Below are 18,799 nucleotides of genomic sequence, written 5' to 3'. Positions count from 1 at the left end.
GGCGAGTGAGCACCGGGGCCGTGGCTGGGAACAGCCGCGACCCCGGTGTTTTCCGCCCGGGGCCCGCGGCTCCGTAGAATCGGCCCCATCATGAGCGCCACACTCGTAGTCAAGGACCTCAGCGCCGGCCACGGCGAACGCACCCTCTTCTCCGGCCTGGACCTGGTCGTCGCCCCCGGCGACGTGATCGGCCTGGTCGGCGTGAACGGCGCCGGCAAGTCGACCCTGCTGCGGCTGCTGGCCGGGCTGGACACCCCCGAGGCGGGCTCGCTGCGGCTCAGCCCGGCGAGCGCCAACGTCGGCCACCTGCCGCAGGAGCCGGAGCGGCGCGAGGGCGAGTCGGTGCGCGACTTCCTGGCCCGGCGCACCGGCGTCGCGGCCGCGCAGGCCGAGCTGGACGCGGCCACCGAGGGCCTGGTCGAGGGCCGCCCGGGCGCCGACGACGCGTACGCGACCAGCCTGGACCGCTGGCTCGACCTCGGCGGCGCCGACCTGGAGGAGCGCGCCGAGGAGGTCGCCGACTCGCTCGGCCTGAAGGTCTCGCTCGACCTGCCGATGACGGCGCTGTCCGGCGGCCAGGCCGCCCGGGCCGGCCTCGCCTCGCTGCTGCTCTCCCGCTACGACGTCTTCCTGCTCGACGAGCCCACCAACGACCTCGACCTGGACGGCCTGGAGCGGCTGGAGGCCTTCGTGAAGGGCCTGCGCGCCGGCACCGTGCTGATCAGCCACGACCGCGAGTTCCTGGCCCGGACGGTCACCAAGGTGCTGGAGCTGGACCTGCACCAGCAGCAGGTCAACCTGTACGGCGGCGGCTACGAGGCGTACCTGGAGGAGCGGGCGGTCGCCCGCCGGCACGCCCGCGAGGAGTACGAGGAGTACGCCGACACCAGGTCCTCGCTGGAGGCGCGCGCCCAGATGCAGCGCAACTGGATGGAGCACGGCGTCCGCAACGCCCGCCGCAAGAGCGGCGACAACGACAAGAACGCCAAGGCGAAGCGCACCGAGTCCACCGAGAAGCAGGCCTCCAAGGCCCGGCAGACGCAGCGGATGATCGAGCGGCTGGACGTGGTCGAGGAGCCGCGCAAGGAGTGGGAGCTGCGGATGGAGATCGCCACCGCGCCGCGCTCCGGCTCCGTCGTCGCCACCCTGCGCGCGGCCGTCGCCCGCCGCGGCGACTTCTCCTTCGGCCCGGTGGACCTGCAGATCGACTGGGCCGACCGGGTCGCGATCACCGGCGCCAACGGCGCGGGCAAGTCCACGCTGCTGGCCGCCCTCCTCGGCCGGCTCGAACTCGACGGCGGCAGCGCCGTGCTGGGTTCGGGCGTCGTGGTCGGCGAGGTCGACCAGGCGCGCGGGCACATCTTCAAGAACGAGCACAGCCTGGGCGGGGAGCCGCTGGTAGAGGCGTTCTCCGCCGCCGTACCGGAGCTGTCGCCGGAGGACGTGCGCACGCTGCTCGCCAAGTTCGGCCTGAAGGCGGTGCACGTGCTGCGCCCGGCCGCCACCCTCTCCCCCGGCGAGCGCACGCGCGCCGCGCTGGCGCTGCTCCAGGCGCGCGGGGTCAACCTGCTCGTGCTGGACGAGCCCACCAACCACCTGGACCTGCCCGCGATCGAGCAGCTGGAGTCCGCGCTCGCGTCGTACACCGGCACGCTGCTGCTGGTCACGCACGACCGGCGGATGCTGGACACCGTCACCGTGAACCGGCGCCTGGAGGTCCGGGACGGACGGGTGCACGAGCTGTAGCAGCTGCACGTCCGGGCCGGGCGCAGCACGGCGCGCACGACACGCGGCACTTGGCGGTTCCGCCGGGATTGGTCTCGACCTCTTCCCGGCGGAACCGTCATGTGCTGTGCTGTCCGCCATGGTTGAGAGTGCAGAGAGCGCAGTGGCGGAGACGGCCCACCCGACCGTCCCGCACACCCCGATGACCGTGCCGGCCCACGAGGCCGAGGCCCGCAGCAGGTCGTTCCACGACGTGATGGCGCAGCGCCGCACCGTCCGCGACTACTCCACCCGCCCGATCCCGGACGGCGTGGTCGAGTGGGCGGTCCGCACCGCCAACACCGCGCCCAGCGGCGCGCACGTGCAGCCGTGGCGGTTCGTGGTGATCACCGACCCGGAGCGCAAGCGGCGGCTGCGCGAGGCCGCCGAGGCGGAGGAGCGCGAGTTCTACGCGCACCGGGCCTCGGAGGAGTGGCTGACGGCGCTGGCGCCGATCGGCACCGACTGGCACAAGCCGTTCCTGGAGGACGCGCCGGCGGTGATCGTCGTGTTCGAGGTGCACAAGGGGCCGGGCTCGCCGCGCCCGTACTACACGAAGGAGTCGGTGGGCATCGCGGTCGGGCTGCTGCTGGCCACGCTGCACCAGGCCGGACTGGCCACGCTGACCCACACGCCGAGCCCGATGAAGTTCCTGAACGAGGTGTGCGAGCGCCCGGCGGAGGAGCGCGCCGCGTACGTGATCCCGGTCGGCTACCCGGCCGAGGGGGCGCGCGTGCCGGACCTGCGGCGCAAGGAGCTCGACGAGGTGCTCGTGCGGCTCTGAGCGCTCCCGCGACCGCGGGGCCGCGGACGTCCGCCTCCCGCGTGCTTCCGGTCCACGGCGGACGCCGCTGGTGACAGGTCCTGGCCAAGGACATAATCGCCGTCATGAGCGACGCACAGCCACGGTCCTGTGACCACCACCCGGCGGCGCCGGGCGAGGCCACCGCCGGCCGGCCCCCGGAGCTGCTGCGGCTGGCCGGCGGCGTCTCGCTGCACCGTCGGCTCAGCACGCACACGGCCGCGCTCACCAAGGCCGTCCGCGCCAACCTGGACCACCTGCGGCCCTGGCTGGAGTGGGCGGCCGAGGCGCCGAGCCGGGCCAGGACGGCCCGGCTGACCAGGGCCGGAACGGCGGCCTGGGACGCCGGCACCGACTTCATGTACCTGGTCGGACTGGACGCCGAACCCGGCAGCGTGATCGGCGCGTTCGGCCTGCACGGCCGGATCGGCCCCGGCGCGCTGGAGATCGGCTACTGGGTGAGCGCCCGGCACGTCGGCCGCGGCATCGCGACCACCGGGGCCGGGGCGCTGACCTCGGCCGCGCTGGCGCTGCCCGGGATCGCCCGGGTGGAGATCCGCTGCGACCAGGCGAACGGCGCCAGCGCGGCCGTCCCGCGCAAGCTCGGCTACCGGCTGGAGCGGATCACCGACGCCGCCGTCCGGGCCCCGGCGGAGACCGGACGGCAGCAGGTGTGGGTCAAGGAGCGGTAGGACCCGGGCCGCTCAGTAGCGCCCGCCGGTCGCCGACGGGATCGCGTCCAGCTCGGCGAGGTCCGCCGCGGAGAGCACGACGTCGGCCGCGCCGGCGTTGTCCACCAGGTAGCGCGGGGTCCGGGTGCCCGGGATCGGGAAGACGTACCGGCCCTGCGCCAGCGTCCAGGCCAGCGCGACCTGCGCGGGCGTCGCGCCGATCCGCTCGGCGACCTCCCCGACCTTCGCGACCAGCGCCAGGTTCGCCTTGAGCGCGTCCTGCTGGAAGCGCGGCAGCCGGCGGCGGAAGTCGTCGGCGGGCAGCTCGTCGAAGGAGGAGATGCTGCCGGTCAGGAAGCCGCGGCCGAGCGGCGAGAACGGCAGGAACGCGATGCCCTGCTCCTCGGTGTACGGCAGGACGTCGGCCAGGGCGTCCCGGGTCCAGAGCGAGAGCTCGGACTGCACGGAGGCCACCGGGTGCACCGACTGAGCCCGCTTGATCTCCTCGACGGTCGCCTCGGACAGGCCGATCCGCCGCGCCTTGCCGGCCTGGACGACCTCGGCGAAGGCGCCCCAGGTCTCCTCGATCGGGACGGCCGGGTCGACCCGGTGCAGCTGGTAGAGGTCGACGTGGTCGGTGCCGAGACGGCGCAGGCTCTCGTCGATCGAGCGCCGCACGTGCTCGGGGCGCCCGTTGCGGTCCCCCTGGCCGCTGCCGCCCGGGACGATGCCGACCTTGGTGGCGAGGAACGCGCGCTCGCGGTACGGGCCTGCGAGGGCGGCGCCGACCACCTCCTCGTTGGTGTAGGGCCCGTACATGTCGGCCGTGTCGATCAGCGTGACGCCGAGGTCCAGCGCCTGGCGGATCACCTGGACGGACTTCTCGTCGTCCCGGTTCCCCACGTCGTAGGCGTGGGTCATCCCCATGCAGCCGAGGCCGAGGACGCCGATCTCCGGGCCGTTGAGTCCGAACGGGGCGGTGCGCATGATGACGGTTCTCCGATCTGGTGGCTCAGTTCCGGTGGCCCGGTTCCCGTGGCCCAGCGGGCCGACCTGCTCAGCGGGCCAACGGGGAACAGCCTCCACCTTGGAGTGCACTCGAGGTCAAGCGCGGCACGGTTCCGGGCCCGTGCGGAACCGTGCGGAACCGTCTCCTTAAACGCGTCCTAAAACCTGCTCACGGCGGGCCCCCGGGACCGGGGAAGTGCTTGACGTGCACAGCTGGTCTAGTCCAGTTTGATCCTCAGCACCCCACGCAGCTCCCCCACACAGCTCCCCCGCACCGGACCACGCCCCCAGTCGGCCGCCCGCCCGCGCCCCCACCTGTGCGGCGCGGGCGGCCCATCGTCCCCGAGAGGCACCCCCATGCCCACCGCGCCCCACGACGCCCCCGCGCACCGCCGGTCCCCGGGCCGCACCAAGCTGTTGAGCCTCGCCGCGGCCACCGCGCTCGCGGCCGGCGGCCTCGCCGCCCTCGCCGGGAACGCCGGCGCCGCCGACACCAACCTGCTCGCCAACGCCGGCTTCGAGAGCGGCTCGCTGAACCCGTGGAGCTGTTCCGCCGGCACCGGAAGCGTCGTCAACTCCGGTGCCCACGGCGGCACCTACGCGCTCAAGGGCGCGGCGAGCGCGAGCGACACCGCGCAGTGCGGACAGACCGTCAGCGTGCAGCCCAACACGACGTACTCGCTGAGCGCCTGGGTGCAGGGCCAGTACGTGTACCTCGGCGCCACCGGCAACGGCGTCACGGACCCGGCCACCTGGACCCCCGGCGGCACCGGCTGGCAGCAGCTGTCGACCGGTTTCACCACCGGCCCGAGCACCACCAGCGTCACCGTCTACCTGCACGGCTGGTACGGGCAGGGCGCCTACCTCGCCGACGACGTCACCCTCACCGGCCCCGGCGGCGGAGGACCCAGCCCGACCGCCACGCCGACCGTGACGCCCACCGGCACCCCGACGGGCACCCCGACCGGCGGACCGGGCACCCCGCCGCCGAACGTCGCCCTCCCGGTCGCCCCCTACATCGACATGGGCGCCTGGCCCACGCCGTCCATGCCCGACATGGCCAAGTCCGGCAACCTCAAGGGCTACACGATGGGCTTCGTGACCGGTGTCGGCTGCAAGGCCAGCTGGTTCAACGCCTACGACCCGCGCACCGGCTGGGCCAAGGACCAGGTGGACGCGCTGCGCGCGGCCGGCGGCGACGTCAAGCTCTCCTTCGGCGGCGCGAGCGGCACCGAACTCGCCGCCGCCTGCAGCACCGTGGACTCGCTGTTCGCCGAGTACGACGCCGTGGTGAAGGCCTACAACCTGCGCTACGTCGACTTCGACATCGAGGGCGCGGCGATCGCCGACACCGCCTCCAACGACCGCCGCTCGGCCGCGCTCGCCAAGCTCCAGCAGGCCAACCCGGGCCTCAAGGTGTCGTTCACCCTGCCAGTGCTGCCGGAGGGCCTGACCTCCGACGGCGTCGCCATCGTCAAGTCGGCCCGGGACGCGGGCGTGAGCGTCGACCTGGTGAACATCATGGCGATGGACTACTACCGCTCCGGCACCGACTACGGCAACGCCGCCGTCCAGGCCGCGCAGGCCCTGTTCGGCCAGCTCAAGGCGCTGTACCCGGCGAAGACCGACGCGCAGTTGTGGGCCGCGGTCGGCGTGACCCCGATGATCGGCGAGAACGACGACCACCAGGTCTACAACCAGGCGGCCGCCCAGCAGTTGGTGACCTTCGCCCAGCAGAACCACCTCGGCCTGCTGGCCTTCTGGGACGCCACCCGGGACGCCAACGCGTGCACCGGCGGTTCGCTGTCCAAGTGCACCAACATCCCGCAGCAGCCGTACGAGTTCGCCAAGATCTTCGCGAAGTACGCGGGCTGACCAGGGGATTCCCTGCGGCGGGGGCCGGTGGGCCGAACGGCCACCGGCCCCCCGCCGTTCGCACCCCACCGTTCGCACCCGGCCGGCTCGCACCCCGGTTTATTGAAGTCACATCACATGCGACCCTCCGTTACAGTCCGACCCACGGCACGACCACAAGGGGGCGGACATGACGGTCCGGACGATTCGAACGGAAGACCACCAACACGACCGGGCCACCGGCCGCGGCGCCGCGGGCGCCGCTGCCGGCAGCGCCGCGGAGACCGTCACCGCCGAGGAACTCGCCGCCCTCGGCCGCACCCTGCGCCGCCTGCGCGACCTGCCGCCCCACGACCGCACCCGCCTGCACGCCGAGCGACAGCTCAGCTCCTTCGTGATGGAGAGCCGCAAGCGCCGCCGTCAGGAGGCCAAGCAGGCCGTCCGGGACGCCGACGCCGCCCTGCTCGCCACCACCGCGACCGGCGCCCTCGACCGACGCGAGGACGCCCCGCTCGCCCCGGCCAGCGGGGAGCCGACCGGCCGACCCGTCGGGGAGCTGCGCACACCGCGCCGGTGCTACGTCTGCAAACAGCAGTACCGCGAGGTCGACGGCTTCTACCACATGCTCTGCCCGGACTGCGCCGCCGACAACACCGCCCGGCGCGGCCTCCGCACCGACCTGCGCGGGCGCCGCGCGCTGCTCACCGGCGGCCGGGTCAAGATCGGCTTCCAGCTCGCGCTCATGCTGCTGCGCGACGGCGCCGAGCTGACGGTCACCACCCGCTTCCCGCACGACACCGTCCGCCGCTTCCGCGCCGCCGAGGGCAGCGCGCAGTGGTGGGAGCGGCTCACCGTCGTCGGGATAGACCTGCGCGACCCGCGCCAGGTCCTCGGGCTCACCGAGCAACTGCGCTCCGACGGACAGCCGTTGGACATCCTGATCAACAACGCCGCGCAGACCCTGCGCCGCCCGCCCGAGTCGTACGCGCTGCTCGCCGCCGGGGAGCACGACGCCCTGCCCGCCGCCGACCGCCGCGCCGTCGCGCACGCCCCGGGCTTCCGGCCGATGCCCGCGCTCACCGCCGCCTGGCCCGCCGCGGAGCTCGACCCCGCCCCGGCCGCGGCGCACGGGCTGCTCACCCTGCCCGACGAGGCCGGCCTGCTGCCCGACCTCGCCCCCGGCAACTCGTGGTCCGCCCGGCTCGGCGAGCTCGACCCGGCGGAGGTGCTGGAGACGCAGCTGGTCAACGCGCTGGCCCCGGCCCTGCTCTGCGACCGCCTGCTCCCCCTCCTGCTCGCCTCCCCGCACCCGCGCCGCTACGTCGTCAACGTGACCGCCGTCGAGGGCCGCTTCGCCGTCGCCAACAAGACCGGCGGCCACCCGCACACCAACATGGCCAAGGCCGCCCTCAACATGCTCACCCGCACGAGCGCCGCCGAACTCGCCCGCCAGGGCGTGCACATGTGTGCCGTCGACACCGGCTGGATCACCGACGAGAACCCGGCCCCGAAGAAGGCCCGGATCGCCGACCGGGGCTTCCGCACGCCCCTCGACATCGTCGACGGCGCCGCCCGCGTCTACGACCCGATCGTCCGGGGCGAGTCCGGCTCCCCGGTGTCGGGGGTGTTCCTCAAGGACTACCGGGAGGCCGCGTGGTGACCCCGGGATAGGCTGCGGCGATCAGGATCGCCGCATCGGGGGGAACGCATGGCGCCGGACAACGAACTGACGCACGCCTGGGTGCACGGGCTGGCCGCGGCCCGCCGCTGCCCGACGCCGGTCGAGGTGCCGTGGGGGCTGCGGGTCGACGTCGGACGCGGCAGGGAGTCCGTGCGGCACGTCCTGCTGCGGACCGACGAGCGGAGCGTCCGGGCCGCCGCGGCCGCCGCCGACCGGCCGTACGCGCGGATCAAGGGGTTCGTCGAGCCGGAGGCGGCCCTCTGCCTGCTCGGCCCGGCCTGGGAGCGCAACGCCGACGAGCTGATGATGACGACCGTGCTGCGCCGGGAGGAGGTCCGCCTGCCCGCCGGCTACACGGCGGAGGTCGAGCGCGGCAACGGCGTGGCGTACGCCCGACTCCTCACCCCGGACGGCGAGTTCGCGGCCGGCGGCCACACCGGGGTGCACGGCGCGCTCGCGGTGTTCGACCGCATCGAGACCGACGGGGCCCACCGGCGCCGCGGGCTCGGCAGCGCGGTGATGCGGCTGCTGACCGACGCCGCCCTCGACGCGGGCGCGGAGACGGCCGCCCTCGGCGCGACGGAGGAGGGGCGGGCGCTGTACGCCTCGCTCGGCTGGGAACTGCGGGGCCTCATGGCCGGGTTCGTCCGCCGCACCTGACCGGCACACCTGACCGGCACACCCGACCTCCACACCCGACCTCCGCACCCGGCCTCCGCACCCGACCGGCACACTCGACGAACACCCCCACGAGCCACACCTGAGCGTCGCACCCGACCGCCACGCCCGAGCCGCCGTCTCAGCGGCCGGTGGCCAGGTTGGCGCCGCCGGTGCAGTCGAGGACCACGCCCGTCACGAAGGTGTTGGCCGCGAGCATGTGGATCGCGCGGGCCACGTCCTCCGGACGGCCGACCCGCCCGACCGGCGTGGTGGCGGCGAGGCCGTCGAACAGCGCCTTGCGCTGCCCCTCGGGCACGCGCTCCCACCACGGGGTGTCGACCACGCCGGGCGACACCGCGTTGACCCGCAGCGGCGCGAGCTCGACCGCCAGCGGCGGCACCATCGCCTCCAGCGCGCCGTTGATGGCGGCCAGTCCGGCGGTGCCCGGGATCGCGGCGCGCGCCGAGGCGGCGGTGATCAGCGTGACGGAGCCGTCCGCCCGAAGGTGCGGCAGGGCCGCCTGGAGGACCCGGACCTGCGGCCAGAACTTGGCGTCGAACCCGTGCGCGAGGTCGGCCAGGTCGAGCCGGGCGAACGGTCCGGAGCCGGCCGCACCGCTGACGGCGAGGACCAGGTGGTCGACGGTGCCGCCCCCGGCGAAGAAGGCCGCGACGGCGGCGGTGTCCGTCGCGTCGACCGACGCGCCGGTGGCCTTGCCGCCGATCCGCGCGACGGCCGCGTCGAGGCGCCCGCGGTCCCGTCCGGTGATCACGACCTCCGCGCCGTCGGCGGCGAACGCGGTGGCCGCGGCCTCGCCGATGCCCGAGCTGCCGCCCATCACGACGACGCGCTGTCCGGCGAAGAGGTCCGACGTGGTGTTCATGGTGGTGCTTCCTTCCGGCTTGTCGAGACTGTCCGTTCCGGTAATGATGATCGTCGAGACTGTTAGTCTTGTCAATGGAGGACCCAGACAGCTGGAGCCGGGACGACCGCAGGACGAGAGGACGACCGATGAACGCGACGGACCCCCAGCCAGGCGCCGCCCGCCCGCACACCGGACGCCGCCGCAACGAGGCCGCCCACCGGGCCATCCTCGACGCGGCCCTGCGCCTCCTCGCCGAGTCCCACGGCACGCCCGTGACCATCGACGCCATCGCCCGCACCGCCGGCGTCGGCAAGCAGACCGTCTACCGCTGGTGGCCCTCCAAGGGCGCCGTCCTCCTGGACGCCCTCTCCGACCGCGCCGACCAGGACGTCGCGGGCCCCGACACCGGAGACCTCCGCGCCGACCTGCGCGCCTTCGTCGCCGCCACCTTCAACGCCGCCCAGCAGGACACCACCGCCTCCGCCCTGCGCACCCTCGTCCGCGAGGCCGCCCGCGACCCCCACCTGGCCGACCTGATGCAGACCTTCACCGCGACCCGCCGGACGGCCCTGCGCGAGCTCCTCGCCCGCGGGCGCGAGCGCGGCCAGCTCCGCGGGGACGCCGACCTCGACCTGATCGTCGACCAGGTCTACGGCGTCTTCTGGTACCGGTTCCTGCTCGGCCACGCCCCCCTGGACGCCGACGCCGCCGACCGGCTCGCCGCATCGCTGGTCGCCGGGGCGGCGCAGTAGCGGCGCTGGCGAACGACGCGTGCGCAGGAAGTCGGCCGGTCCGACTTCCCGCGCACACCAGCCCGGCGGCCAGTACTCCGGCGGCCACCACCCCGGTGGCCAGCACCCCGGCGGCCAGTACTCTGGTGGCCAGTACTCCGGCGGCCGGTACCCCGGTGGCCGGCGCCCCGGCGGTTACCGGACGCCCACGGGCCGGCGGCGGCGGTAGTACGCGAAGGCCAGGGCCAGCACGATCGGGCCCCACAGCATCGCCGGGCCGACGCACACCCGGGCCAGCGCCAGCCACCAGCCGTTCCGGTAGCCGACCTCGTCGACCACACCGGTCCACGCGAGCGGCTGGAGGTCGAACAGCCCCACCAGGACCAGCCCGCCCACCACGGCGGGCCCGGCGGCCGCGAGCGGCGGCACCCGGCGGCCCGCGAGGAACGGCACCCAGCGCGGGAAGACCTCGCCCCACCCCGCGACCAGACCGAGGGTCAGCAGGCAGAGCGCCTCGGTGAGCACGCTCAGCCCGACCACGTAGCCCGGCGCCCACCAGGGCATCGGCGGCCGTCTCGGGTCGATCGTGCCCATCTCGAAGCCGGCCGCGAAGGGGAGCCGCCACAGACAGTGCGGCAGCACGACGAACGGGAGGGCCTTCGCCAGCCACAAGGCCCAACGCTGCACGGGTCGTTCGGTGTCGCCCAGGGGAATCGTGATCGCCATGGCTCCACTCTCGCGGCGCCCCCGGGCCCGGACGTCGTCCACCCGGCCGAACCCGGCCGGACCCCCTCCCCCACGAGAGCTATCCGGCGTCCGCCAGGAGGCAGACGTACGAACGATCCGCGCGCGACGGATGCGGCTGCTCCACGCGCGTGGTGACGGTGAATCCGTCGAGCGTGAGCAGCTCGACGAGCCGCGGGACGGGCACCAGATGGGACTCGTACGACACCGGGTGCCCGTACCCCTCGGCCGGCCGCAGATGGACGTCCCCCACGTGGCCGCCGAGCAGCAGCCGACCCCCGGGGCGGAGCACGCGCCGGAACTCGCGGAACAGCGCGGGCAGTTGTGCGGGCGGCGTGTGATGGACGGAGTACCAGGCCAGGATGCCGCCGAGACCGCCGTCCGCGGCCTCCAGCGCTCCCATCGAGCCCCGCACGAACCGGAGTCCGGGGTGCGCGAGCCGGGCGAGCCGGACCATCTCGTCCGACACGTCCACCCCGAACACGTCGAGCCCGAGCCCGGCCAGGTACGCCGCCACCCGCCCGGGCCCGCACCCCAGATCCGCCACCGGCCCACCACCCGAGGACCGGACGAGCTCGGCGAAGGCGGCCAGCATCGCGCGCGAGACCGGGTCCAACTCCTCGGGCGGGATGACGAGTCGGACGTAATCGGTGGCGACGGCGTTGTAGGACGCGCGGACGGCGGCGAGGTGGGCGGGTTCGGTCATGCGCCCGATCCTGCCGCGCGACAGCGACAGGAGGAAGCACAAGTCCCGGCCGGACCGTTTCGGTTCGAGCGTGCTGGGGCCGGACGGCCGGCTGACGGGCGCTCACTGCACGGTCAGGTACCGCTGCTCGCTCGATCCGCTGACGCAGACCAACGCGCCGCAGTTGGAGCCGTTCGAGGTGAAGACGCTCCACAGGTACGTGCCCGGGCTCGTCGGGACCCAGGTGTACGACGTCGCGGCCTGCCACGGGAGGTTCTGCCACGTGCCGTTCGGGAGGAGCAGGTCCACCTGGGAGCTGGTGCCGGATGCCGCCCAGGACAGCTGGACGGGCTGCCCGGCACGGACCACCGCCCGGGAGGCGGGGAACACCAGGATCGGCGCGGAGGGGACGTGCGCCAGCTGGTTCACCGAGCTGCCGCCCGGGGGCTTGACGTACAGGTAGCGGACGCCGCTCATGCCGCTGGCGGCCTTCTGGGAGGCGCTGGTCGCGCTGTCCACGGCCCACTGGTAGAGGCCCGGAGTGGTCGGCGTGAAGGTGCAGTCGGCGGAGGTCAACGAGCCGGAGACGCGCCACTGGCCGTCGCCGGCCTTGGTGAGGACCCTGGTCACCGCGCCGGTCTTGGTCCAGCTGAGGGTGACCGGGGCGCCTTGTTCGACGGTGGCGTTGTCGGCCGGGGCGGCGAGGGCCGGGATGCCCGGCAGGTCGGCCGGCGGGCTCGGGGGGCCCGTCGTCTCGGCCGGGCCCGGGCCTCCCGCGTTGCCGTTGACCCCGCCGTTGACGCAGTCGGGCGGCCTGCCGTCGTCGGTCGCGACGACGAAGCCGTTGCCGAGGTCGTGCGTGTCGCGCGTGTCGGGGGTGTCGCGCTGGAGGTACAGCGGCACGGCGACGGCCGCGGCGACGAGCGCGAGGACCGCGGGGAGCAGCAGCCACGGCCTGGCCCGGCGTCGACCCCCGCCGGGCGGTGGCACGTTGGAGAACACGGTCGGCGTCCGGCCGACCGCGGGCGGCGGCACGGGCGGGGCGGTGACGGGCGGTGCGGCGAGCGGCGGAGCCGCGGGCGGCGGCGGGGCGGCCGCCGGCTCCACCCACGGCGTGTCCGGGACGGCGGGCCGCGCCCGCAGCGGTTCCGGCAGCCACGAACCGCTCGCCCCGCCGTACTCGGGCGGCCCGAGTACGGCGACGAGCTGGGCGGGGGCCGGCCGGCCGACCGGGTGGCGGGCCAGGCAGGAGGCGACGACGGGCCGCAGCTGCTCGGGCACGCCGGACAGGTCGGGCTCGCTGTGCATGATCCGGTAGAGCAGGACCTGCGGGTCCCCGGTGCCCCAGGGCGAGCAGCCGGCCGCGTGGCAGAGCACCCGGCCGAGCGCGAACACGTCGGCGGCGGGGCCGACCACGCCGCCCGCGATCTGCTCGGGGGCCATGTAGCCGGGCGTGCCGAGCACGACCTGGGTGCGGGTGATGGAGGCGCCGTCCAGGGCCCGGGCGATGCCGAAGTCGATGACCCGCGGGCCGTCCTCGCTCAGCAGGACGTTGGAGGGCTTGAGGTCCCGGTGCACCAGGCCGGCCCGGTGGATCGCCTCCAGCGCCTCGGCCAGGCCGGCGCCGAGCACCCGCAGCGCCGGTTCGGGCAGTGGTCCGTGCGCGGCGACGGCCGCCTCCAGGGAGGGCCCGGCGATGTGCGCGGTGACCAGCCACGGCGGGTCACCGTCCGGGTCGGCGTCGACGACCTGCGCGGTGTGGAAGCCGCCGACCCGCCGGACGGCTTCCAGTTCGCGGGTGAAGCGGCGGCGGAACTCCGGGTCCGTCGCCAGGTCCCAGTGGACGCACTTCACCGCGACCAGCCGTCCGCCCGGGGACCGCCCCAGGTAGACGACCCCCATCCCGCCACTGCCGAGCCGGGCCAGCAGCCGGTACCGGCCGCCGACCGTCGTCGGATCGGTGGGTCTCAAGGCCTCCACGTCCACCCCCGGCGTGTCCGCACGTTCGTCCGATTGATCGTCAACTCCCCTACGGTGCACCCGCATCATGGCAGGTGTCACTCGTATGGAAAAGCTGTCACCGTTCCGTGAAGAAGATCGGCCGGGCGGCGCGGGGGCCTCAGTGCGGGATCGCCGCGATCAGCTCGTGGGCGCCCTGCCGCTTGAGGGCCAGGGCCGTCGAGGTGCCGAGGTCCTCGGGGGTGAGCGCGCCGGCCCACTCGTGGGCGTCCAGCACCTGCTTGCCGTCCGGGCTGAAGACCCGTCCGCGCATCGACAGGCGGCCGTCCGGCTCGGCGTGCGCGTAGCCGGCGATCGGGCTGTTGCAGTGGCCCTGGAGGACGTGCAGGAACATCCGCTCGGCGGTGGCCTCGCGCCAGGTGTCGTGATGGCCGAGCGCGGCGACCGCGGCGATCGTGGCCTCGTCGTCCTCGCGGCACTGCAGGACGAGGATGCCCGCGCCGATCGGCGGGCACATCGCGTCGACGCCGAGGACCTCGGTGACGCGCGCCGACTCGCCGATCCGCTCCAGCCCGGAGACGGCCAGCAGCAGCGCGTCCGCCTCGCCCGCGGCGAGCTTGGCGAGCCGGCTGTTGGCGTTGCCGCGGATCGGCACGCACACCAGGTGCGGGTGGGAGGCGGCGAGCTGGGCGACCCGGCGGACGGAGGAGGTGCCGATCCGGGTGCCGGGCGGCAGCTCGTCGAGGGTCAGGCCGCCGGGGTGGACGAGGGCGTCGCGGATGTCGTCGCGGCGCAGGTAGGCGGCGAAGACGGTGCCGGCGGGCAGCGGGCGGTCGGCGGGCACGTCCTTGAGGCAGTGCACGGCGACGTCGGCCTCCCCGGCGAGCAGCGCGGCGTCCACCTCCTTGGTGAACGCGCCCTTGCCGCCGAGCCGGGCGAGGTCGCCCGTCCACCGGTCGCCGGAGGTGGTCACCGGCACCACCTCGGTGCGCAACCCCGGGTGCGCGACGGCGAGTTCGGCGCGGACGCGCTCGACCTGGGCGAGTGCCATGGGCGAGGAGCGGGAGACGATGCGGATCAGCTCAGCGGTGGCCATGGCGCGATGATAGGCGCCCGCGCGCGACCTCGGTGACGGCGTCTCAAGTGCCGCAATCCGGAGGAAGCCCGCGGGCGCCCGGTCCCCGTCCCTACTCGTTGTGGAGCACCTCGGCGATGTCCCTACTCGTTGTGGAGCACCTCGGCGATCGGCAGCCGGGCCGCCGCACGGGCCGGGACGAGCGCGCCGAGGACGGCGATCGCGACGCCCGCCAGGGCGAGGCCGGCCAGCAGCGGGGCGCCCCAGACGTCGATCGTCCGCTCGGGGAAGTCGATGAGCCGGACGTTCTCCACGATCAGCCGGTGCACCAGGATCCCGACCGGGATGCCGATGATTCCGCTGGCCACGCCTTGCCAGGCCACCGAAGTGACCGTCATGGCGACGACCTGCCGGGGCGTCATGCCGATCGACTTCAGCGTGCCGAGGTCGCGGCGGCGTTCGCGGATGGTGAGCAGCAGGGTGTTGAAGACGCCGAGCGCGGCGACGACGGACAGCAGGACGGTGAACGTCGTGCTGAAGGTCCGGATCGCGACGATGCCCCCGTCCGATCCCGCCGCGTAGACCGAGGGCGAGAGGCTCGGGTCGGCGGCCGTGACCGCCTTCAGGTACGCCTCGGCGTCGGTGCCGTCGGCGAGCCGCACGTCGTACTCGACCACGTGCGGGTCGGGGGTGAGCAGGGCCCTGGTGGCGTCGTTGGAGGAGATCGCGTTGGCGTTGCCCTCGTTCTCCTCGCCGACGATGGTGACGGTGGTCCGTGCGCCGTCCAGGACCAGGGTGAGCCGGTCGCCGAGCTTGACCCCGTGCTGGTCGAGGAAGCCCGGACCGGCCTCGATCTCGTTCGGCCCGGTCGCCGGGCGGCCCTCGACCGCCTGGAGCCGCCGCTGGTCGACCGCGTCGTCGCCGCCGTAGAAGTCGGCGAAGACGAGCTGGGGCTGGCCGAGGACGCCGAGCCGGACCAGCCCGCGGACGGAGACCCGCTCGGCGCCGGGGGTGGCGCGGAGCATCGCCTCGGTCTGCTCGGGGGTCAGCCGGGGCTCGGTCCCGCTGCCGGAGAAGCCGGCGGTCGCCACGACGACGTGGGTCTTGCGGTCGGGAGTGGGCAGGGTCCTGGCCAGGGTGCTGCTCACCCCGGTGGTCACGGTGACGGTGACCACGCCGAGCACGATCGCCGCCATGGTCAGCGCGGTGCGGGCGGGGCGGGCGAAGGGCTGGCCGAGGCCGAGGCTGACGGCGCGCGGCAGCCGGGTGCCGCTCAGCCACCGCTGGATCCCGAGCCCGCGGCCGTTGCGCGGCGCGCTGCCGGCCGAGATCGCCTGGGCGGCGGAGAGCCGGTGGGCGCGCGAGGCGGGCACGAGGGCGGCGAGGGCGACCAGCAGCGGGACGCCGATCACGGTGGCGGCGGGCAGCCACCCGGCCGGCTCGATCACCGCGGTGCCGGTCGAGATCCCGCTGAAGGCGGCCCGGAGGATCGGGAACGACGCCGCCCAGCCCGCCGCCGTGCCGAGGACGGTGCCGACGACCGCGGGCACCGAGACCATGGTCAGGTAGACCACCACCACCTGGCGCGGGGTGAACCCGATCGACTTCAGCACGCCGATGTGCCGGTAGCCGGAGACCACCGCGCCGCTCACCACGTTGCCGACGATCAGCGCGGCGACGACCAGGCCGAGCACGCCGAAGACCGTCATCAGCGGCAGGTAGGCGTCGGCGCCCGCCGAGAAGGCCCGCTTGAGCACCAGGTAGGACTGCGCGCTGGCGACGGCGTCCTTCGGCAGGCCCTCGGTGGCACCGGCGAGCGAAGCGGTGAGCTGCTGCTCGGTGGCCGCGTCGGTGAAGCGGTAGAGCATCTGGCGCCCGGTGGGGTGCAGGGCGGCCGCCTGTTCGGGGGTGACCCAGCCGCCGGCGGACTGGCTCATGCCGGTCGCGAAGCCGACGACGGTGAGCTTCAGCCCGGTGCTGGTGGTGAGCGGCGTGCCGACGAACTTCGCCGCGGCGCCCCCGGCCGGGTTGTTCACGACCACCTCGCCGGGTGCGTCGGCCCAGCGGCCGGCCAGCAGTCGCACCCGGTCCACCGGGCCGGCCCGGTCGGCCCGGCCGACCAGGGTCAGCGGGCCCCGCGCGTGGCCGATCCACTCGGTGGGGATGGTCACCACGGCCTGGTCGAAGGGCCCGGCGGCCGCCTCGACGCCCGGCCGGTGGGCGGTGGCGGCCAGTTGCTCCGGCGAGGCCTCGGCCGGGTCGAAGAGGGCGGTGACGTGCGCGCCGCGCTCGGCCTCGAAGGCGGTGTCGAACGGCGCCCGGGCAGCGCTGATCACCGCGAGGGCGAGCAGCACGGTCGCGGTGGAGCAGAAGACGACCAGGCCGATCACGACGGTCTGCACCCGGCGGCGCTTCACCGCCGCCCGGGAGGCCCGCCACACGGCTCCACTCATGCGCCCACCCCGCTCCGCTCGGCAGCCGATGACCGGCGCACGCACCTCATGTCCGTTCGCTCGCTCTGCTCGCTCACGACGACGCCTCCAGCGAGCGCTCCCGCGCCACCCGGCCGTCCGCCATCTCCACCAGCCGACTGGCGCAGCGCGCGGCCAGGTCGGGGTCGTGGGTGACGATCAGCAGGGTCTGCCCGATCTGGTTGAGGTCGATCAGCAGGTCCATCACCTGCTCGCCCGAGCGGCTGTCCAGGGCGCCGGTCGGCTCGTCCGCGAGCAGCAGCGCCGGGCGGTTCATCAGGGCCCGGGCGACGGCGACGCGCTGGCGCTCGCCGCCACTGAGGGTGGCCGGGTAGGTGTCCTTGCGGTGGGCGACGCCGAGCTCGTCGAGCAGTTCAAGGGCCCGGCGGCGCGCCTGCTTGGCGGTGGTGCCGGTCAGCTGGGCGGCGAGGGCGACGTTGTCGAGGGCCGGCAGGTCGTCGATGAGGTTGAAGAACTGGAAGATCATGCCGACGTGGCGGCGCCGGAACAGCGCGAGCCCGGTCTCGTCCAGCCGCCCGAGGTCCTGGCCGTGCACCCGGACGGTGCCCGAGGTCGGCCGGTCCAGGCCGGCGACCATGTTCAGCAAGGTGGACTTGCCGCAGCCCGAGGGGCCCATCACGGCCACCGCCTCGCCCGGCCGGATCGTCAGGTCGACCCCGTCCAGGGCCCGCGCGTCGCCGAACTCCTTGTGCACCCCGGACAGCTCGACGACGGCCTGCGCGCCGCCGGGTCCGGACGTCCCGTCGTGAACGTTTCTCATGGACGACGACGGTAGGCGGGCGGCCCGGGCACCGCGTCCCACCTGGGGTGTAACCGTCGGGGGCGGTAGTACCGGGGATGTACGGGACCGGCACCCCCGGATGATGCGGATCACGCCCCGGGCTGGGAAGCTGGCGGTGTGTGGGGAACGGGGTGGCAGTGGGCGGCGCTCGCCGCGGCGGGCGGATCGGCCGGCGCGGCCGGCTGGCTGGGCGTGGCGCTCGCGCGGGCGCGGCGGCTGCACCGGGCGGCGGTCGGGGAGCGCGGCTGGCTGCTGGAGCGCGAGCGGGAGAGCGCCGCGCGGACCGCGGTCGACGCCGAACGGGCGCGCATCGCCGCCGAGTTGCACGACATCGTCAGCCACAACGTGAGCGTGATGGTGGTGCAGGCGGGCGCCGCGCGCGAGGTCCTCGCCACCATGCCCGAGGAGGCCGCCGCCGCGATGGCCGCCGTGGAGGCCGCCGGCCGCGACACCATGACCGAACTGCGCCACCTGCTCGGCCTGCTCGCTCCGGCGGCGGACGGCTCCGAGGAGGAGGACCCGGACGGCTTCGCGCCGCAGCCGAGCCTCGCCCGGCTCGGCCCGCTCATCGACCGCTTCGCCTTCGCCGGCCTGCCGGTGGAGGTCCGCGTCTCCGGCGAGCCGCGCCCGCTGCCCGGGGGCATCGACGTGACGGCGTACCGGATCATCCAGGAGGCGCTCACCAACGCGCTCAAGCACGGGGACGGGGTGACGGCGGACGTGACCGTGCGCTACGCGGACCACTACCTGCGGGTCGAGGTGCTCAACCGCGGGCCCAGCGTGCTCTCCGGCGGCACGGCGCCCGCCAGGGCGGCCGACGGCGCCGGGCGCGGGCTGCTCGGCCTGCGCGAGCGCGTCGCCGTGTACGGCGGGGACTTCGACGCCCGGCGCCGGCTGGGCGGCGGCTTCCGGGTCCGCGCGCGCATCCCGCTGGACCGGCCGTGAGCGCCCCGCCCCCGGAGGAGGCGGTGGCCGGGAGCGCCGAGCGCCGCCCGCGCGTCGTGATCGCCGACGACCAGGAGCTCGT

At 74.7% G+C, this 18,799-nt stretch carries 16 protein-coding genes; 8 read left to right on the top strand and 8 right to left on the bottom strand.

The genetic code is table 11. From position 1 onward, the window contains the following. Positions 1–90 precede the first annotated feature (90 nt). From ACFVSN_RS22255 to ACFVSN_RS22245, 3 genes are all read left to right on the top strand, one after another. Positions 91–1,746, top strand: a complete 1,656-nt coding sequence (locus tag ACFVSN_RS22255) for an ABC-F family ATP-binding cassette domain-containing protein (RefSeq protein WP_380437505.1) — start codon at positions 91–93, stop codon at positions 1,744–1,746. A gap of 118 nt (positions 1,747–1,864) precedes the next feature. Beyond that, a complete protein-coding gene (locus tag ACFVSN_RS22250) occupies positions 1,865–2,548 on the top strand; it encodes a nitroreductase family protein (protein ID WP_380437507.1) in 684 nt (227 codons plus the stop codon). Positions 2,549–2,652: 104 nt separating this feature from the next. Beyond that, the gene (locus ACFVSN_RS22245) at positions 2,653–3,258 is read left to right on the top strand and encodes a GNAT family N-acetyltransferase (protein WP_387956446.1); all 606 of its coding nucleotides are present in this window, start codon (positions 2,653–2,655) and stop codon (positions 3,256–3,258) included. Positions 3,259–3,270: 12 nt separating this feature from the next. Here the strand turns inward: ACFVSN_RS22245 and ACFVSN_RS22240 are convergent, their stop codons facing one another. Beyond that, positions 3,271–4,224: an aldo/keto reductase gene (locus ACFVSN_RS22240; protein ID WP_387956445.1), complete on the bottom strand. Its 954-nt coding sequence runs from the start codon at positions 4,222–4,224 to the stop codon at positions 3,271–3,273. A 378-nt stretch (positions 4,225–4,602) separates the two neighbouring features. Between ACFVSN_RS22240 and ACFVSN_RS22235 the strand changes: the two genes are divergently transcribed. The 3 genes from ACFVSN_RS22235 (at position 4,603) to ACFVSN_RS22225 (ending at position 8,440) form a co-directional block, all read left to right on the top strand. Then, a complete protein-coding gene (locus tag ACFVSN_RS22235; protein ID WP_387593222.1) occupies positions 4,603–6,120 on the top strand; it encodes a carbohydrate binding domain-containing protein in 1,518 nt (505 codons plus the stop codon). 169 nt (positions 6,121–6,289) lie between these two features. Next, entirely contained in the window at positions 6,290–7,759 is a 1,470-nt protein-coding gene (locus tag ACFVSN_RS22230) for an SDR family oxidoreductase (protein ID WP_387593225.1), read from the top strand. Between the two features lie 48 nt (positions 7,760–7,807). Further along, a complete protein-coding gene (locus ACFVSN_RS22225; protein ID WP_387593228.1) occupies positions 7,808–8,440 on the top strand; it encodes a GNAT family N-acetyltransferase in 633 nt (210 codons plus the stop codon). Between the two features lie 139 nt (positions 8,441–8,579). Here ACFVSN_RS22225 and ACFVSN_RS22220 read toward each other — a convergent pair whose 3' ends face one another. Then, complete coding sequence (locus tag ACFVSN_RS22220; protein WP_387593231.1) at positions 8,580–9,323, bottom strand: SDR family oxidoreductase; 744 nt, start codon at positions 9,321–9,323, stop codon at positions 8,580–8,582. Positions 9,324–9,451: 128 nt separating this feature from the next. Between ACFVSN_RS22220 and ACFVSN_RS22215 the strand changes: the two genes are divergently transcribed. Beyond that, on the top strand, positions 9,452–10,057 hold the full coding sequence (locus ACFVSN_RS22215) for a TetR/AcrR family transcriptional regulator (protein WP_380437521.1): 606 nt from the start codon (positions 9,452–9,454) through the stop codon (positions 10,055–10,057). A 174-nt stretch (positions 10,058–10,231) separates the two neighbouring features. Here the strand turns inward: ACFVSN_RS22215 and ACFVSN_RS22210 are convergent, their stop codons facing one another. The 6 genes from ACFVSN_RS22210 to ACFVSN_RS22185 form a co-directional block, all read right to left on the bottom strand. After that, complete coding sequence (locus ACFVSN_RS22210; RefSeq protein ID WP_380505309.1) at positions 10,232–10,762, bottom strand: hypothetical protein; 531 nt, start codon at positions 10,760–10,762, stop codon at positions 10,232–10,234. A 79-nt stretch (positions 10,763–10,841) separates the two neighbouring features. Continuing rightward, complete coding sequence (locus ACFVSN_RS22205; protein WP_380505306.1) at positions 10,842–11,486, bottom strand: class I SAM-dependent methyltransferase; 645 nt, start codon at positions 11,484–11,486, stop codon at positions 10,842–10,844. A 102-nt stretch (positions 11,487–11,588) separates the two neighbouring features. Then, a complete protein-coding gene (locus ACFVSN_RS22200; protein ID WP_387593236.1) occupies positions 11,589–13,436 on the bottom strand; it encodes a protein kinase in 1,848 nt (615 codons plus the stop codon). A 148-nt stretch (positions 13,437–13,584) separates the two neighbouring features. After that, a complete protein-coding gene (gene hemC, locus ACFVSN_RS22195; protein WP_380437529.1) occupies positions 13,585–14,520 on the bottom strand; it encodes a hydroxymethylbilane synthase in 936 nt (311 codons plus the stop codon). 122 nt (positions 14,521–14,642) lie between these two features. Next, on the bottom strand, positions 14,643–16,952 hold the full coding sequence (locus ACFVSN_RS22190) for an ABC transporter permease (RefSeq protein ID WP_387593239.1): 2,310 nt from the start codon (positions 16,950–16,952) through the stop codon (positions 14,643–14,645). Positions 16,953–17,025: 73 nt separating this feature from the next. Continuing rightward, the gene (locus tag ACFVSN_RS22185; protein WP_380437533.1) at positions 17,026–17,751 is read right to left on the bottom strand and encodes an ABC transporter ATP-binding protein; all 726 of its coding nucleotides are present in this window, start codon (positions 17,749–17,751) and stop codon (positions 17,026–17,028) included. A 138-nt stretch (positions 17,752–17,889) separates the two neighbouring features. Between ACFVSN_RS22185 and ACFVSN_RS22180 the strand changes: the two genes are divergently transcribed. Then, positions 17,890–18,717 (top strand): sensor histidine kinase, encoded by an 828-nt coding sequence (locus tag ACFVSN_RS22180; RefSeq protein WP_380437535.1) that lies wholly within the window; start codon positions 17,890–17,892, stop codon positions 18,715–18,717. Positions 18,718–18,799 lie beyond the last annotated feature (82 nt).

It is taken from the genome of Kitasatospora sp. NPDC057904, from assembly GCF_042887925.1.
Classification (GTDB): domain Bacteria; phylum Actinomycetota; class Actinomycetes; order Streptomycetales; family Streptomycetaceae; genus Kitasatospora.
This window is presented reverse-complemented; position numbering and strand designations above follow the sequence as displayed.

Bases quoted from the DNA above. Each gene is read 5' to 3' on its own strand.
- ACFVSN_RS22230 (WP_387593225.1), top strand. From the start codon at position 6,290: ATGACGGTCCGGACGATTCGAACGGAAGACCACCAACACGACCGGGCC.
- ACFVSN_RS22235 (WP_387593222.1), top strand. From the start codon at position 4,603: ATGCCCACCGCGCCCCACGACGCCCCCGCGCACCGCCGGTCCCCGGGC.
- ACFVSN_RS22205 (WP_380505306.1), bottom strand. From the start codon at position 11,486: ATGACCGAACCCGCCCACCTCGCCGCCGTCCGCGCGTCCTACAACGCC.
- ACFVSN_RS22215 (WP_380437521.1), top strand. From the start codon at position 9,452: ATGAACGCGACGGACCCCCAGCCAGGCGCCGCCCGCCCGCACACCGGA.
- ACFVSN_RS22210 (WP_380505309.1), bottom strand. From the start codon at position 10,762: ATGGCGATCACGATTCCCCTGGGCGACACCGAACGACCCGTGCAGCGT.
- ACFVSN_RS22245 (WP_387956446.1), top strand. From the start codon at position 2,653: ATGAGCGACGCACAGCCACGGTCCTGTGACCACCACCCGGCGGCGCCG.
- ACFVSN_RS22190 (WP_387593239.1), bottom strand. From the start codon at position 16,952: ATGAGTGGAGCCGTGTGGCGGGCCTCCCGGGCGGCGGTGAAGCGCCGC.
- hemC (WP_380437529.1), bottom strand. From the start codon at position 14,520: ATGGCCACCGCTGAGCTGATCCGCATCGTCTCCCGCTCCTCGCCCATG.
- ACFVSN_RS22225 (WP_387593228.1), top strand. From the start codon at position 7,808: ATGGCGCCGGACAACGAACTGACGCACGCCTGGGTGCACGGGCTGGCC.
- ACFVSN_RS22255 (WP_380437505.1), top strand. From the start codon at position 91: ATGAGCGCCACACTCGTAGTCAAGGACCTCAGCGCCGGCCACGGCGAA.
- ACFVSN_RS22250 (WP_380437507.1), top strand. From the start codon at position 1,865: ATGGTTGAGAGTGCAGAGAGCGCAGTGGCGGAGACGGCCCACCCGACC.
- ACFVSN_RS22185 (WP_380437533.1), bottom strand. From the start codon at position 17,751: ATGAGAAACGTTCACGACGGGACGTCCGGACCCGGCGGCGCGCAGGCC.
- ACFVSN_RS22240 (WP_387956445.1), bottom strand. From the start codon at position 4,224: ATGCGCACCGCCCCGTTCGGACTCAACGGCCCGGAGATCGGCGTCCTC.
- ACFVSN_RS22220 (WP_387593231.1), bottom strand. From the start codon at position 9,323: ATGAACACCACGTCGGACCTCTTCGCCGGACAGCGCGTCGTCGTGATG.